Source organism: Bacillus paranthracis (assembly GCF_001883995.1).
GTDB lineage: Bacteria > Bacillota > Bacilli > Bacillales > Bacillaceae_G > Bacillus_A > Bacillus_A paranthracis.
This window is the reverse complement of sequence record NZ_MACE01000056.1, coordinates 53,329-68,415: the sequence shown is the minus strand read 5'-3', so window position 1 is coordinate 68,415 and position 15,087 is coordinate 53,329. Positions and strand designations below refer to the sequence as shown.

Sequence of the window (15,087 nt, the reverse complement as noted above, 5' to 3'; positions counted from 1 at the left end):
ACCAAATGTTTGGCTACGCCAAACCGAAATTCATCTCCCACCTACCGCTAGACTATCGTCTTTCACACGCCCCAGGAAGGAGATTTCTTTCGGATAATGGGTTAAAAATACAAAAAAGCATCTAAATTCGATGCTTTTCAAATCAGTTAAACAATCCGTTTCCGAATCGAACTTGAAATAAAATCAATGATAATGACCATTAAAATGATGCCCAATAAAATAATTCCCACGCGAGACCAATTACGGGAACTCAGCGCAAAAATTAGGGGCGTACCAATACCACCTGCTCCAATAACACCTAAAATGGCAGCGGATCGCACATTAATTTCGAACCTGTATAATGTATACGATAGAAAATCTGGTAATACTTGTGGCAATACTGCATACCAAAGTATTTGGAACCGGTTTGCACCTGTAGCTATTAACGCCTCTGTCGGCCCCTTATCTATATTTTCAATTCCTTCTGAATATAATTTCCCTAACATTCCAATAGAGTGTAATCCTAAAGCTAGAACGCCGGCAAAAGAGCCTGGTCCAACAGCCTTTATAAATAAAAGGGCCATAACTAATTCAGGAAATGTACGAACAAAACTAAGTACAAATTTCCCAGTTCCTGAAGTTAGTTTTCCACTGCTCATATTCGTCGCCGCCCAAAAAGCAAATGGAACAGATAAAAAGGCAGAAATAAATGTACCCAATATCGCAATTGCCAACGTATCAATTAAACCATGTAATAAATCTTCACCATCTGGCAAAGATACATACGCCCAATCTGGATTCAATACACCTGTCATAATTGCTTTTGTAATTTCTCCTGCCGTATCCTTAATTCCTTCTAGCGGTACTCCTGAAAAAGCCCATACGTAAACAAATGTAAGTGCTATAAAAATAAACAAGCGATACACACTCGGTTTCTTCGGTTTTGGTACGATTATCGTCGTTTTACTCATTATAATTTCTCCCGCAACAATGTACTTACATAATCAATTAACAATACAACAACAAGGGTATAGATAATAATAGATGCAGTTTGCTGATATTGTAAAAATCCAAGTGTACGATCATAGTATAATCCAATACCACCTGCTCCTACTAAACCTAAAACAGCTGCTGCACGTACGTTCACCTCAAATGTATACAGAACATAAGAGACAAAATGCGCTTTCACTTGCGGAATTACTCCATAAACAATCCATTGCACTTTATTTGCTCCTACTGCTGTCATCGCCTCTAAAGGACCTGGATCAATTGATTCAATTGACTCATACAACAATTTCGCCACGAGCCCAATCGAGAAAAAAGTAAGAGCCAGAATACCTGGAAGTGGCCCGATTCCAAAAATCGCCACGAAAATTGCCGCTAATAATAAATCTGGTATCGTTCGGATAAAATTTAAAATCAATCGAGCTGGACTGTATAAAAATGTACTAGTAAATACATTACTTGCCGCAAATAGTGCCAGCGGAATAGCTAAAATCGCACCTAAAGTCGTCCCAATAATCGCCATACGTATTGTATCTAACATTGCTGTTGTAATAACTTGAAAATAACTCCAATCTGGCGGCACCATCTCTTTTAACAAATCCATCATATTAGGAAAACCAGCTACTAGTTTTGACAATGATGCATCGACCTGTACACTACTTCCCCACAACAGTAAAATGACTAGAACAGCCGTTAACATATGTTTCAACTTACTCGGTGGCTTCGGTATCGATTTCGAATATATCGTCACGTCATTCATTTAACTGCCACCTCTAACAATTCACTTTTCTGTACTACGTCACCATAAATTTCAGCAAACTTTTCATCCGTTGCCTCTTCTACTAAACCATCAAAAACAATTTCTCCTGCATGTAATCCAATAATGCGCGTCGCATATTGCCTAGCTAAATCAATAGAATGTAAGTTTACAATTGTTGTAATTCCAAAATCTTCATTAATTTTCTTCAAATCATCTAATACTTGCTTTGTTGTTAGCGGATCTAACGATGCAACAGGTTCATCTGCTAATATGATTTTTGCTTCTTGCGCCAACGCTCTAGCAATCGATACACGTTGCTGTTGTCCTCCTGATAATTCATCAGCACGCGCATATGCTTTTTCTAAAATATTTACTCTTTTTAACGATTGAAAAGCAAGCTCCAAATCTTCTTTCGGAAATAGACCTAACGTTGTACGCAACGTCGAATGATACCCAACACGGCCAGCTAATACGTTCTTTAATACTGTTGATCGCTTTACAAGGTTAAAACTTTGAAAAATCATACCAATATCCCGGCGCATGCGGCGTAATCCTTTTCCTTTCGCAGCCGTAATAGACTCACCTTCAATCATGATTTCTCCTTCTGTAATCTCATGAAGACGATTTACCGATCTTAGAAGTGTAGACTTTCCAGCTCCGGAAAGCCCTACCATTACAACAAACTCACCTTTTTGAATTTTCAAGTTTATATTATTCAATCCTTTTGTACCATTTGGATACACTTTGGAAACATTTCGAAACTCTATCACACATCTTACCTACCTTCTATGTATTCAAAACGGCAAACTAACTGAAAACATACCTTTCCAGCTAGTTGCCATTTCCATATGTATTATTGCGTTTTTACTTTCTTTCCATATTCACGAACGATATCAAATTTACTATCATCAGATTTAACATATCCTTCATGTGAATATACTTCTTTAATGATTTTGTGACCTTCCTCATTCTTTCCAATTTCAATGAAAGCATCCTGTAATTTCTTGCTCCACTCTTCATCTAAATCAGAACGTACCGAAATCGTATCGTTTGGAATTTTCTCCGTAAATTTCACTATTTTCGTTTGATCGAATATATTCGGATAATCTTTTTTTACAATATTACGAGCATCTTGGAATACAACAGCTGCATCTACGTCACCATTTAAAAGAGCAATAAGCGACTGATCGTGACCTTTTAATGTAACAGGTTTCACATCTTTTAACGGATCAACGCCCTCTTTTAATAGTACAGCCGCAGGCCACACATATCCCGCTGATGACGTTACATCTTGATAGCCAATTTTTTTACCTTTTAAATCTTTTACACTATTAATATTTGAATCTTTCTTAACAACAAACTCAGATTTATAAAAGTCTACTAAGTCCTTTGTAGGAGCTCCCGTTTCATCATCTACGCCAAAACGTTGCGCTTGTAAAATTACGTTTGCTGCCTTTTTCTCATGTGCTAACACATACGCTGTTGGGGGTAAAAATCCCACATCTACTTGCTTAGATGCCATCGCTTCTACAATTGTATTATAATTCGTTGAAATACTAACTTTTACTGGAATATTTAACTTATCACTTAATAGCTTCTCAAGTGGTTTTGCCTTCGCCTCTAACGTATCTGCATTTTGAGAAGGAACAAATTGAACATTTAAAGTCTTCGGTACATACCCTTTTTTCGTATCTTCATTTTTACTTGCGCTTGATTCCTTCGTTCCACAGCCACTTAACAAACCCGCTGCTAATACAACTGTTGTGCTCATTGCAAAAACTTTTTTCAACATGTTAATGCCTCCATTTTTCATTGTTATAAAATAACCTTTCATAAACATGAAGAAATATATCACACATTTTTACAAATAATTGATTATTTACAGAATCTTTACACATTCTATACACTCACATTAAAATTCTCTCCATATATTTGATATGCTTAATCAGTAGATAATAATAGAAAAGGTGAATGATATTGAATCAAAATCAAATTGTAACTTTAAACATCCTATTAACAAGTGATATACATGGTACTGTTTATCCAATTCACTACCAAGATAACTCTCCAGCAGAAATTGGTTTAGCTAAGATTTCTACTCTTATAAAAAAAGAACGGTCCCAAAATAAAAACGTTCTTTTAATTGATAACGGTGACTTCATACAAGGAACACCATTTACTTACCATTACGCTACATATGAAAAAGATAAGAAAAACCCAATGTCATTAATAGCAAACTATTTACGTTATGACGCTGCAGTGATTGGGAATCATGAATTTAATTATGGAATGGATGTATTAAACAATGCTATTTCTACTGCAAACTCCCCATATTTATCAGCAAATATTTTAGACAAAAGCAGTAAAAAACCTTATTTCGGGAAACCATATATAATAAAACATATTGAAGCAAATATAAAAATTGCTATTTTAGGGGTGACAACGCATTATATTCCAAATTGGGAACAACCCCATCACATTAAAGACTTGCAATTTGAAGATGCGTTAGAAACAACAAAAAATTGGGTTTCTTACATTCACGAACATGAGAAACCAGATTTACTAGTCGTAGCGTATCATGGGGGATTTGAACGCGATTTACAAACTGGAGAACCGACTGAAGTTTTAACAGGCGAAAACCAAGGGTATGCTATGTGTCATGAAATTGAGGGCATAGATATTTTATTAACAGGCCATCAGCACCGAGAAATGGCTCAAACAGTGGGTAATGATGTAACAATTTTACAGACTGGATGTAACGGACATTCAGTTGGAAAAGTAACTGTAACATTTGAAAAAATGAAACAAGAGTGGGTAAAAAAAGAGAGTTATTCCGAACTATTGACTGTGCAAGAAATCGAGGCAGATCCAGATGTTCTTTACTTGGTAACTGATTATGAAGAGAAAACACAAAAATGGCTTGATCAACCTATTGGAACCATCCACGGTGACATGCAAATTTCAGATGCTATGCAAACTCGTTTGCAAGACCATCCTTTTATTGAATTCATAAATAAAATACAGATGGATATGGCTAATGTTTCTATTTCTTGTACAAGCTTATTCCATAATACATCTCCAGGTTTCCCGACATATGTAACAATGCGTGACATCGTTTCTAATTATATTTATCCAAATACATTAAAAGTAATTAGAATAACTGGAGCTGATATAAAAGATGCTCTCGAACTCTCTGCTTCTTATTTCACATTAAAAGAAGATGGAACCATCATCGTAAACCCTAGCTACATAGAACCAAAACCGCAACACTATAATTACGATATGTGGGAAGGAATTTCGTACGTATTAAACATTTCCAAACCAATTGGCGACAGAGTAGAATCTTTACAGCATAAAGGCACTCCTCTTAATATGAGTGAAGAATATGATGTCGTTATGAATAATTATCGCGCGAGCGGCGGAGGGAACTTCTTTATGTTTCAAAATAAGCCCGTAATAAAAGATATACCAACAGATATGTCTGAACTTATCGCTAACTATATATTGAAGCATAAAAAGATAGAAGCAACAGTTAATAACAACTGGAAAGTTATTAAATAAATAAAAAAAGATGGGCTTCGCCCATCTTTTAGTTTAATTTTGCATTATCTTGCTTTTTTAAAGCTTTTAATTTCGCCGGTGTAACATCAGTACCTTGTTCGTTAACGACTTTAATTCCTTTTAGTTCGTTTAACATATTTTGACGAAATCCTTTTAAATATTGTTCACGTAGCGATTGACGCTCACGTTGTTCTTCTTCAGTTAAACCTTCAGCTTTTGCTTTTTTCGCTAAGAAGTTAATGCGTTCAACGAGTTCGTGACTAAGCATCTCGAATCCCCCTTCTACTCAAAACTGATTATTATCATACAATAGTTACTCTTCTTTATCAAGCAATTGCTTTGTATACTCTACATATCTACGATGTACCGTCGCTTTTGAAACATTATGACCAAAGCCACGTAGTGTTGCTGCAATTTCTTCGAAAGTAAGTTCACTCTTACGTAAACGTACAATTTCCTCAATTGGCACTTCTTTCTTCTCTCGTCCTACACTTAAATGACGATTCTTTAAATTATTTTCTGGACGATAGCCTTTTTCTACTGCTCGTTGCATACCACGTTTAATTTTTAAATTATGAATCTTTCTTTGATACTCTTCAACAATACCAATAATATCTAATACCATTGAATCAGAATCCGACAATTGCAATTCACCATTATGTGTATGCGTATATACTTTTATTCCTTCTTTATGTAAACAGTGCATTAACGCAATCTTTGCATTCCCCCTACCAAGGCGCGTTTCATCTTGTATAAGTAGCACATCAATTTGTTCGTCTCGAATTGTATCTAGCACTTCTAATATGCCATCACGTTCAATTGTATAGCCACTAGCCTGCTCTTCAATCACCTTAGTAACATTCATTTGATAGCGCTCCGCTAAATGCAATAATTCATCTTTTTGACGTAATAATGATGTTTCTTGCGCTTCTTTTGTTGTACTCACACGCGCATAAATAATTGCATTCATTATGAACCCCTCTTTCTCACTATAATTTCCCTTTAGTGTAACATAAATTCGCCTTTTGTTCGAACTTATGTTTGTAGAATGTTTTTTCACATGTTATACTTATTAATAAGAAAAATGAAAGAAAACGAGGTGTTAGAAAACATGGAAAAGTTAACGAAACGCCAGCAAGACATTCTCGACTTTATTAAGCTAAAAGTACAAGAAAAAGGATATCCACCTTCCGTACGTGAAATTGGCCAAGCAGTCGGCCTCGCTTCTAGTTCTACAGTGCACGGACATTTATCAAGATTAGAAGAAAAAGGATACATTCGACGCGATCCAACAAAACCACGCGCAATTGAAATTTTAGGTGAAGACCGAATGGATACAGAAACACAATCTGTTATTCAAGTTCCAATTGTCGGGAAAGTTACTGCTGGATTACCAATTACAGCAGTCGAAAGCGTTGAGGAACACTTCCCTCTTCCAGCTAGCATTGTCGCAGGAGCAGATCAAGTGTTTATGTTACGTATTTCTGGAGATAGTATGATTGAAGCTGGTATTTTCGATGGAGATTTAGTTGTTGTTCGCCAACAACAGTCTGCATATAATGGTGAAATTGTAGTCGCTTTAACAGAAGATAATGAAGCAACTGTTAAACGTTTCTATAAAGAAAAAGACCATTTCCGTCTACAACCGGAAAACTCTTCATTAGAACCTATTATTTTAAAGCAAGTGTCAGTTATCGGTAAAGTAATTGGCGTATATCGTGATTTACATTAAGAATAAAAAAGAAGATAATTACCTTATTTATATAAGGTAATTATCTTCTTTTTTGTATTTTGATAGATTTTCACACATTCTATTTCTTACGAACGCGTTTCAATCGTCACATCGCCCGCAGCTGTTTTACCGCTAATCTTTTTACTCCCATTACCAATCGTTACGTCTTTATTTTCTTCATTAAAAATTGTTACATCCCCGGCAGCACTTTGCCCAGTAATTACCGCATCTTTTGGTTTTTCCGATAAAGTAATATTTACATCTCCCGCAGTTGAACTTGCTTCTAGATTGTACTTAGAATCATGATCTAGAATATTTATTTCCCCACTGGTCGTTTTTGCAGTCACTTTCCCTATTACTTTTTTAAAGTTTACTTCACCAGCTTTTGTAGATCCCTCCACATTCTTAGCCGTTACATGTTTCAAATCCACTTCTCCAGTAAGTGTTCTAGCACTTACACGGTCACTTTTCACATCACTTATTTCAATTTGTCCCGCAGATGAATTTACTTTTACATCTTGGTAAGAGCGTTCAGGCACAAGGAGAGTCAATGTAGACGTTTGAAACCTAAAATCGTAAAAAGAAAAATCAAATGAAGCACCTTTTTCTCTTTCCCCAATGATTTTTAATGTGTCACCATCTTCAGTAATATGAATCTCTTGTTTACGCGCATCTCCTAATTGCTTTACATAAAAAGAAGCGTCAGGAGATTTTTGGACAACAATATCCCCGACATCTAACTTAACTTCTATATTTTTTAGTGTTTCGTTTTTAATTATATCTTCTTTGTTTCCTTTTTCTGCAGTTTGCACTGCTTTTTCATATGTTTGTGAAATTCCTATTACTCCAATAATGATACAAGCGATCGCTACTAACAATATTTTTTTCATCATCTACTCCCCTTTTATCATTTTGAAGTTCCATATGACATAACGTACACATAACCTTTTAAACCACTTCGTACTATAATAAGCGATAATACATAACAACAAACCTATCCCAACAAATGTTATACTTACGAATACATCTAACCATATAAATGTGCCCATAAATACTTTTCCAATAACGAAAAATGGTGTCACTACACTAACAATCCCACCGACCCAAAAAGAGAATATAAAAGCGATAATTGCAACTAACGGGCCTAATACAATAATGAAATTAAACAAACTAAGTCCAATCGCTGCCATGACAGCTCTTGTCACATTTGAAGTTGACGGATCTTTTTTCATTTCATCAAATCGATACATCGCAAGTAATTCTTTTGCAATTACTTTCGGAGAGCCAAGACCCTTTATTATTTCCGATTCAGTTTTCCCCTCTTCTATCCCAAACTGAAAATGCTCTTCATAATCAAATAAAATATCTTTCCTCTCTTCGTCCGGTAACTTTCTAAGATGACTTGATAATTCCTTAAGAAACTGTTCTTTACTCATCCCATTCCACCCCTTCAATAATTTCTTGTACACCTTTCGCAAAATCACGCCACTCTGTTACTAACAAATTCAGTTGCGTTTCCCCTTGCTCAGTTAGTTGATAATATTTGCGAGGTGGTCCTTCCGTAGATTCTTTTAAATACGTTTGAAAATATCCTTCCTTCGTTAAACGGCGTAATAAAGGATATACTGACCCTTCCGATATTAAAAATTTATTTGAGATTTGCTGAACAAGTTCATAGCCGTAACAATCCTTACGTTTCACAAGTGCCAGTACACATAGTTCTAACACACCTTTTTTAAACTGAACGTTCAAGGACAATCCCCCTTTCTCATTTCAGTACTGTTCAATACACAGTACCTTCCTTATCCATAATATACCACTTAGTATTGTTTATTGCAAGGTACTATATTTTTAAACACTCGAACTTTAGTATGAAACATATCCAATACCGAACACAACATATCATTCAATTTTTTATATCCATAGATATTACGCATGTTACTTTTACTTATCCACCCTTTTGGAACACAAAACAATTCGAATTTCACCACGTTACATTAAAGTTATGGAATAGAAATTTAAATACCGTCATAATTTTTTCAGACATCTATTCAATTCATTTCAACTAACACCTATATTGCCAACAAATAAAAAAGCCCTGATACCGTAGTATCAGGGCTCCTCACCTCTTAGTAAAGAGACATATATTGATCGCGTTCCCATTGGTGAACTTGCGTACGGAATATATCCTCTGAATTCATCAAGTTTTAAATCGCGCCAAAAACGTTGATTTATCAAGGTTTTATAAAAGTGATGTTTCATAGTGATTCATCACTTTTTTTAATTTTGTGGGTGAATTGTGGGTGGGTTCGTGGGTGAATTATAAATTATTTTGATTCACCCACAAAAACAAACGGTTACTCATTTATTTCTTCTTTGTCAGTCACGACCTTTTTCTTCTTTTCATATTCCCCTTCCTCAACTCCAAGTTCAAGAAGTATAGCATTCAATTTATTGTAAAGGTCATTCGCACCCCGAACGGAATTTTTGCCCCTATCATTGATCGAAGTTAATTGTCCATTAAATTCGAATGCAATACCGTCTCTATGACGAAAGATCTTTACACCATCCAAGTAAGCCGTCTTTTCATTATGATATGTAGCTTTGAATCGTCCATTTTCAATTGTCTTTTTATCCATTATTAAAAACCCCTTTTTATTTTCAAATTCCCCTGCCTACTACATCTTAAAAACACGATGCACCTATTTTTCCGTGCCTTATATTTATAACTACAATACCTCTACTGTCGGAATGTCAGCCGGTGCCCAATTCAATTCCTTTAAATGATCGATGCTAACCCACCTCAATTCTGAATGTTCAAGGGCCTTAGGTATCCCTGACTTTATACGCGCTTTATAAGTAACTAAATGAACAATTATATTCTCATATTCATGTTCAACTGCTTTTAATTGCTCCTCTACAGCAATGAAGCAATCTAATTCTTCTTTAATCTCACGTACTAAAGCATCTCGCGGATGCTCCCCTTTATTTATCTTACCACCTGGAAACTCCCAATAATTTGGAAGTGACATCTTCGGAGAACGTAATGCGCAAAGTACGTGATTATCATTATTTAATATAACCGCACCAACAACTGATATTTTTTTCTTCATTTTTAATCGCTTCCTTATGCGAATTATTGTAATTTAATCATTATCTTCCATCTTATACTTTCTTAACTTTTCTTTTAACTTCATAACATCATTTTTGTCATTTAGAATATGTAAACAGCTATGACAGTTTGGGCACACTCCTACTGTGTTATAGATGGTGTCTTCTCCCCCTTCAGATAACCATTCTACATGATGGGATTCAAGATAAGGATTTCCATTCTTATCTTCAAATGGGGCTTTTTGTTCACATAACTCACATACACCATTTGCTCGTCTTTTTGAAAACTCTGCTACAAATTCATTTCGCTCATACGTTTCAGTTTTTATATTTCTTTTATTACTTCTAGATGTAGCTTTCTTAGCCCTCTCCTTCAATTCCTGGTAATCTAATCTTCTTGCTTCTTTCTGTTCTTTCTCCTGTTTTCTTAGGAATACTTCCTCATCTGTTAATAAACCTATCGGAAAAATCCATACCCTTCTCTTTTGGCCTTTCGTATCTTCTTGGGTCTCTTGATAAGGTTTCCTCACAAGAGTAACTTGCCCCCTAAAAATATGTTCACCAGGTTGAAATGCTTCAAACAAATATACATCTACTCCATTTTCATTGGATTCGTACAATGTTTTGTTTTGGTTTCCATCTAGTATTTGATGCCCTTCTTGTCCCATTCCGGTGTACAATAATGTACCATTATCCCAACGATCATCATAAATACCTTTTGTATGGTCAGAAAATAGCACTAATGTATTTGTTTTTTTAGACCGTCTCATTCCGCCCATGTTTCCACATTTGAAATTTTTAGCGATTTCACTATTAGTATACATTTCACCTATTACCATTGAATCAATGTCTTTTCTAATACTTTTCAACCACTCTGCTACTTGTTCTATATCGTATTCTTTATCACGAGTGCTAATTTTATAAAACGGTAATCCTTCTTTTTCCATAACACTCAATGTATTTTTATCTAAATTAAAATGTTCCATAATTTGTTTCTGTGTTACTCTTATTTTCATTTTCAACAATCCTCAACCCGCTTTATTATTTATTTGATTTATTACCGTATCTTAACACATAATTCATCAAAGATATTCCTACTCAAAACCTATAAGGAATAAACATTCCGAATCTTCCTTATAAATAAAGAGCTGGCACTATCTTTTGCTCTTTTATTTTGATTAAATAGATAGCCCCTTTCCCCTTATATTGCACATAAAAAACACCTTAAAAGTCTAACAAAGATTATTTCTATATTATTAACCTAGCAAGAAAAAACAGGGCTTAGAAACCCTGATATATTAAGTTTTCTAAGCCTATATTATGGAATTATCGGGAGAGAAACGAACAGTTTTTATCTTTTTCATTTGGTATAATACCAAAAATACAAAAAGAAAACCCTGCTGATTAATTATTAGCAGGGTTTTCTACGTATAAAGATAATAAATGACTTTCGATGTATTCCATGTAAATTTCAATTATAAGTGGTACGTATTTCACAGAGTATTAAACTAGAGATTAAAATGTACTTAGATTGATTATCATAAATTTCTTTTCATTCATGGCAATCTATTTAAAACATCTTTTAAAGAAATCACATAAATATCAGTACTTCTTACACCAATTATACCTAGCCTATGTGTAGATGCATGATACAATCTCCTACTTTCTATAACGGGTGCCAAAGTGTACGAATTACTTGAAATTTGTGACGATACATTAGTGTCCCATACAATTAATAAATCAATTTGATTAGGGTCTTTGTTCGTCTGCCCCTTTAACTCATAAAGTAAACCACCAACATTTAATTTAAACTCAGCACATATTTGAGGAAATACAGTATTATAGGCGTAGTGTATGGTATGATCATATTCCTTAAATCCTTGCGATTTCAAATCATCAGCAGAGATACTCCCAAAACCTAATGGATCATCAGGCTCAACGCTATTATTTAAATCTAAATTATAAGAAAAAGCTGCATCATATACCTTTTCTGAGCCTGCTTGATAAAATGTATTATAACCTTTAATTATCCCGGCTGATAATAAAGAGTAAAATAATGCGACTACCTCTTGTTCTGAATGTGGTATTGCTAATAAAGGGGAATATCTCTTAATTTTTGAAACTGTTATAGGATCATCTCGTAAATCTTTTTCTATATTCTTTTCTGCAGTTTTAATATCACGCTGAAAATCTGATAAGCCAAAACCTACCCCTGGAGGCTTTATTTTTCCAATATCTAAATCTCTAGTAGCATAATGTCCAAATGTATCACTTCCTCCTTTACGTAAGTTGTTAATTAACTCCACTACTTCATCATCAATTAATCCTGCATAGTGATCAGTAATGCCTTTTCTTCCAGAATCAAGGGTATTACTTATATCTAGTTTACAATCAACAACTACATAATACCTCTTGTATTCTCCACCTTTCTTCCCCCATGCATCTAATCTAATTCCAGTTGGCATACCATCAATAGACAAAAATATACCACATGTAATTTTTGCATTTGACTGTTTTAATTTATCTAGCCCTAACTCTCTTTCCACATTTCCTAAACGAGTAGAGCTAATTGCAGCAAGGTGTATATCACATTTTATTGGTTGTTTCTTTCCCACTATATGGGATGATTTTGTATGTGATAACCCTCTAAACCCTCTAATAAAATCCGCTGAATTCATTTGAGTTACATAATTTGCAAACTCATATGAATTCACAGAAATTTCCTTATGATTTATTGGATGATAATAAGAATACTCAATTTCTTTTTCTACTTCTTGTTCGTTTGGAAATTTCACAACTAATTTAATATCAATTGGAACAATAGGTGGTTTAGAAAATAAAGATTTTGTATTTCCTATTGCTGTTTTTGTTCTTAAAATATACTCAAATCTCTTTAGATCATCTTCAGTTTTTAGTATTTTCTTAGAGAAGTCTAATGCTGCAACCGCATCAAATTTTTGGTAATAGTCATCTTCTAACCTTACTGTTATTTTAGTATTCCATTCTTGCAAATCTTGATCATCTGAACTTGAGGGTGCTTCAGGAAAACCTGGGAATGGATTAGAATCAGAGTATACCCAATCAAAGATATTATTTATTTCGTATTCAAAGCAATTTAAATCAGTAAAATATCTACTTTTAGCAGAAAACTTTCTACTCACAAATGCAACAAATGTTAGTCCGTAACCTTTAAAACCATAATCCTTCCTCATTTTTTTCCCTGAAGACTTCGGAAGCAAAAAATTCATTAAGTTTTCTTTTTCTATGCCTACACCATTGTCAAGAACCGTTATAGTGTTATCTGTTGTATCTACTCGGATTTCAATTTTCCCTCTATAATTTCCATCATTAAAATTAGGATTATTAGTATTGAAATCCTTATACATGTAATAATTTGTATCATTTAACAATCTATATCTTCTGTTAATTGCATCAACAGAGTTTTGTAACAGCTCAGCATACACATCCCAAAAATTGCGATAATCCCTTAAAATCCCTCTCACTTCTTCTTTCAATGAGGTATCCGGGTCAATTTTGGTAAGTTGAGTATACATCTCTAAGAAACTATTTGTAGATGTACTAAGATTCATAATCCCATTCCTCCCGTATTTAATTCCAGTTATTTTCAAACAATTAAATAATTTCTGTTCCTCATCATAAATCCCCTTCTTCAATCAATTCTAATATTAAATAATTTTCTTCAACATAGACTAATTTCCTGATTATTTATATAATAAGGATAGTTCTATCATTTCCGAAAACAGAGGTGCATTTATGCTAGGAATCACAATAAGATGTAACAAATGTCATCGTATTATAGCAGAAGTAGAAGATATAAAAGAACTTGAAAACGTAGAATCAGAAACTTGTAAAAAACTAAACAAAGACTTAAATAAAGCGACAGCTGGCGTTTTTGGTGGTTATACTCAAGTATCAACACTTGAACATTTCGCATTAATTTCAAGAATACCCATTTGTTGTAGTTTGAGTTGCGAGGATGAAACATTACTTGCTAATCTCAAAGAGAAATTGCACGAAGTAACATCAAAGTGGAAGAAAAAGTGATATTTTTATATTCTTTCAATTACATAAAAAAGTGGGCTCCTATTATTGGGAGCTCACTTTTAATTTGCCTTCACATATGTCGGACTTGCTGTAATATTGTATTTTTATCCAAGTGAAATTATGCTCTTTGTATTGTGACGAACAGTGTACATATACTTCCTCATCAATTGTGAACTCCAAGCCTATAATACCCGTAGTATATTTAGCCTCTCAATATGGTAAATCATAGAAAATTTGTATTGTACGGATACTTTGTGTTTGAATACTGAGTTTAAATTTAATGAATTTGTCGATGTGAAATAATGCAATATTTACAGTTGTTACATAAAATTGGTATGATTTACTTATTACTTCCCTAGAAAACTCCAAAGAGAAGAGATTTAATACTATGAGTTATAAATTTCGTATAGGTTTCGAAGTAGCATCAGGCGTTAGGGTAAATGTAGATCCTAAGGCAAACATATTAACTCTAAACAAAGTAAAAGATGCCCTAGAAATACTTCCTGAATATCGCATATCTACAATTTACCCAGCACCTACAAGACCAGGTGGAACAGAAGTTGGTGTCGGCACTTACAAAATTGATTTCGAAAAGATGTCTAAAACTTATGATGCTATTAATGTTTCAAGAGAGGTAGCACGTGCAGATATTCGTCATACTGAAAGATATTCACCATTTGCCGGCTGGGGAATATCTTCAACTTTGTGGTTTAATACAGATCATTTAGAGTTAGAAAGCGAATTATCTACAAAAGAACTAAAAGAATTACTTATGAATGCTTGATATAAACGGGAGGCATCTCTATGAAGGTTGTACGCTCTATATTTAAAAGTTTTCGTTTAATAGGTTTAATTGTAAAACCAATACTTAAAG

The 15,087-nt window shown here is 34.2% G+C and carries 17 protein-coding genes; 4 read left to right on the top strand and 13 right to left on the bottom strand.

Features of this window, described 5'->3' with window-relative positions; genetic code table 11:
* Window positions 1-146: 146 nt before the first annotated feature.
* The 4 genes from phnE (BAQ46_RS22330) to BAQ46_RS22315 form a co-directional block, all read right to left on the bottom strand.
* A complete protein-coding gene (gene phnE / locus BAQ46_RS22330) occupies window positions 147-950 on the bottom strand; it encodes a phosphonate ABC transporter, permease protein PhnE (protein ID WP_000047890.1) in 804 nt (267 codons plus the stop codon).
* Window positions 950-1,744, bottom strand: coding sequence for a phosphonate ABC transporter, permease protein PhnE (gene phnE / locus BAQ46_RS22325; RefSeq protein WP_061131638.1), 795 nt, complete (start codon window positions 1,742-1,744; stop codon window positions 950-952). Before phnE (BAQ46_RS22325) ends, phnE (BAQ46_RS22330) begins: the two co-directional genes overlap by 1 nt.
* Entirely contained in the window at window positions 1,741-2,514 is a 774-nt protein-coding gene (gene phnC / locus BAQ46_RS22320) for a phosphonate ABC transporter ATP-binding protein (RefSeq protein WP_000569254.1), read from the bottom strand. The genes phnE (BAQ46_RS22325) and phnC overlap by 4 nt, the downstream gene beginning before the upstream one ends.
* Window positions 2,515-2,597: 83 nt before the next feature.
* Window positions 2,598-3,536: a phosphate/phosphite/phosphonate ABC transporter substrate-binding protein gene (locus BAQ46_RS22315; RefSeq protein ID WP_000915052.1), complete on the bottom strand. Its 939-nt coding sequence runs from the start codon at window positions 3,534-3,536 to the stop codon at window positions 2,598-2,600.
* A gap of 185 nt (window positions 3,537-3,721) precedes the next feature.
* Between BAQ46_RS22315 and BAQ46_RS22310 the strand changes: the two genes are divergently transcribed.
* On the top strand, window positions 3,722-5,305 hold the full coding sequence (locus tag BAQ46_RS22310) for a bifunctional metallophosphatase/5'-nucleotidase (protein WP_001075245.1): 1,584 nt from the start codon (window positions 3,722-3,724) through the stop codon (window positions 5,303-5,305).
* 28 nt (window positions 5,306-5,333) lie between these two features.
* Here BAQ46_RS22310 and BAQ46_RS22305 read toward each other — a convergent pair whose 3' ends face one another.
* Window positions 5,334-5,573 (bottom strand): DUF896 domain-containing protein, encoded by a 240-nt coding sequence (locus BAQ46_RS22305; protein WP_000948565.1) that lies wholly within the window; start codon window positions 5,571-5,573, stop codon window positions 5,334-5,336.
* Window positions 5,574-5,618: 45 nt separating this feature from the next.
* Window positions 5,619-6,275 (bottom strand): YneB family resolvase-like protein, encoded by a 657-nt coding sequence (locus tag BAQ46_RS22300; protein ID WP_000991471.1) that lies wholly within the window; start codon window positions 6,273-6,275, stop codon window positions 5,619-5,621.
* Between the two features lie 141 nt (window positions 6,276-6,416).
* Here BAQ46_RS22300 and lexA point away from each other — a divergent pair, with 141 nt between their 5' ends.
* Window positions 6,417-7,037, top strand: coding sequence for a transcriptional repressor LexA (gene lexA, locus BAQ46_RS22295; protein ID WP_000413738.1), 621 nt, complete (start codon window positions 6,417-6,419; stop codon window positions 7,035-7,037).
* Between the two features lie 86 nt (window positions 7,038-7,123).
* On the opposite strand, the gene BAQ46_RS22290 is transcribed toward lexA, so the two are convergent.
* The 7 genes from BAQ46_RS22290 to BAQ46_RS22260 form a co-directional block, all read right to left on the bottom strand.
* Window positions 7,124-7,930: a DUF4097 family beta strand repeat-containing protein gene (locus tag BAQ46_RS22290; RefSeq protein ID WP_000976123.1), complete on the bottom strand. Its 807-nt coding sequence runs from the start codon at window positions 7,928-7,930 to the stop codon at window positions 7,124-7,126.
* Entirely contained in the window at window positions 7,931-8,473 is a 543-nt protein-coding gene (locus BAQ46_RS22285) for a DUF1700 domain-containing protein (protein WP_000032399.1), read from the bottom strand.
* Window positions 8,466-8,789: a PadR family transcriptional regulator gene (locus BAQ46_RS22280; protein WP_001102620.1), complete on the bottom strand. Its 324-nt coding sequence runs from the start codon at window positions 8,787-8,789 to the stop codon at window positions 8,466-8,468. Before BAQ46_RS22280 ends, BAQ46_RS22285 begins: the two co-directional genes overlap by 8 nt.
* Before the next feature lie 605 nt (window positions 8,790-9,394).
* Window positions 9,395-9,676: a hypothetical protein gene (locus BAQ46_RS22275; protein ID WP_000358992.1), complete on the bottom strand. Its 282-nt coding sequence runs from the start codon at window positions 9,674-9,676 to the stop codon at window positions 9,395-9,397.
* A 90-nt stretch (window positions 9,677-9,766) separates the two neighbouring features.
* The gene (locus BAQ46_RS22270; protein WP_071742810.1) at window positions 9,767-10,150 is read right to left on the bottom strand and encodes a (deoxy)nucleoside triphosphate pyrophosphohydrolase; all 384 of its coding nucleotides are present in this window, start codon (window positions 10,148-10,150) and stop codon (window positions 9,767-9,769) included.
* A 33-nt stretch (window positions 10,151-10,183) separates the two neighbouring features.
* Window positions 10,184-11,164 (bottom strand): HNH endonuclease, encoded by a 981-nt coding sequence (locus tag BAQ46_RS22265; RefSeq protein WP_084638367.1) that lies wholly within the window; start codon window positions 11,162-11,164, stop codon window positions 10,184-10,186.
* Window positions 11,165-11,704: 540 nt separating this feature from the next.
* On the bottom strand, window positions 11,705-13,738 hold the full coding sequence (locus BAQ46_RS22260) for an ATP-binding protein (RefSeq protein WP_071742808.1): 2,034 nt from the start codon (window positions 13,736-13,738) through the stop codon (window positions 11,705-11,707).
* A 184-nt stretch (window positions 13,739-13,922) separates the two neighbouring features.
* Here BAQ46_RS22260 and BAQ46_RS22255 point away from each other — a divergent pair, with 184 nt between their 5' ends.
* Together BAQ46_RS22255 and BAQ46_RS22250 are read left to right on the top strand one after the other, a co-directional pair.
* The gene (locus BAQ46_RS22255) at window positions 13,923-14,213 is read left to right on the top strand and encodes a hypothetical protein (RefSeq protein WP_071742806.1); all 291 of its coding nucleotides are present in this window, start codon (window positions 13,923-13,925) and stop codon (window positions 14,211-14,213) included.
* 388 nt (window positions 14,214-14,601) lie between these two features.
* Window positions 14,602-14,997 carry a hypothetical protein gene (locus BAQ46_RS22250; RefSeq protein WP_071742804.1) on the top strand — a complete coding sequence of 132 codons (396 nt, stop codon included), beginning with the start codon at window positions 14,602-14,604 and terminating at the stop codon, window positions 14,995-14,997.
* The last annotated feature ends 90 nt before the right edge of the window (window positions 14,998-15,087 follow it).

Coding starts and splice junctions, on each gene's coding strand:
- phnE (WP_000047890.1), bottom strand. CDS start 950: ATGAGTAAAACGACGATAATCGTACCAAAACCGAAGAAACCGAGTGTG.
- phnE (WP_061131638.1), bottom strand. CDS start 1,744: ATGAATGACGTGACGATATATTCGAAATCGATACCGAAGCCACCGAGT.
- BAQ46_RS22315 (WP_000915052.1), bottom strand. CDS start 3,536: ATGTTGAAAAAAGTTTTTGCAATGAGCACAACAGTTGTATTAGCAGCG.
- BAQ46_RS22305 (WP_000948565.1), bottom strand. CDS start 5,573: ATGCTTAGTCACGAACTCGTTGAACGCATTAACTTCTTAGCGAAAAAA.
- BAQ46_RS22300 (WP_000991471.1), bottom strand. CDS start 6,275: ATGAATGCAATTATTTATGCGCGTGTGAGTACAACAAAAGAAGCGCAA.
- lexA (WP_000413738.1), top strand. CDS start 6,417: ATGGAAAAGTTAACGAAACGCCAGCAAGACATTCTCGACTTTATTAAG.
- BAQ46_RS22290 (WP_000976123.1), bottom strand. CDS start 7,930: ATGATGAAAAAAATATTGTTAGTAGCGATCGCTTGTATCATTATTGGA.
- BAQ46_RS22285 (WP_000032399.1), bottom strand. CDS start 8,473: ATGAGTAAAGAACAGTTTCTTAAGGAATTATCAAGTCATCTTAGAAAG.
- BAQ46_RS22275 (WP_000358992.1), bottom strand. CDS start 9,676: ATGGATAAAAAGACAATTGAAAATGGACGATTCAAAGCTACATATCAT.
- BAQ46_RS22270 (WP_071742810.1), bottom strand. CDS start 10,150: ATGAAGAAAAAAATATCAGTTGTTGGTGCGGTTATATTAAATAATGAT.
- BAQ46_RS22265 (WP_084638367.1), bottom strand. CDS start 11,164: ATGAAAATAAGAGTAACACAGAAACAAATTATGGAACATTTTAATTTA.
- BAQ46_RS22260 (WP_071742808.1), bottom strand. CDS start 13,738: ATGAATCTTAGTACATCTACAAATAGTTTCTTAGAGATGTATACTCAA.
- BAQ46_RS22255 (WP_071742806.1), top strand. CDS start 13,923: ATGCTAGGAATCACAATAAGATGTAACAAATGTCATCGTATTATAGCA.
- BAQ46_RS22250 (WP_071742804.1), top strand. CDS start 14,602: ATGAGTTATAAATTTCGTATAGGTTTCGAAGTAGCATCAGGCGTTAGG.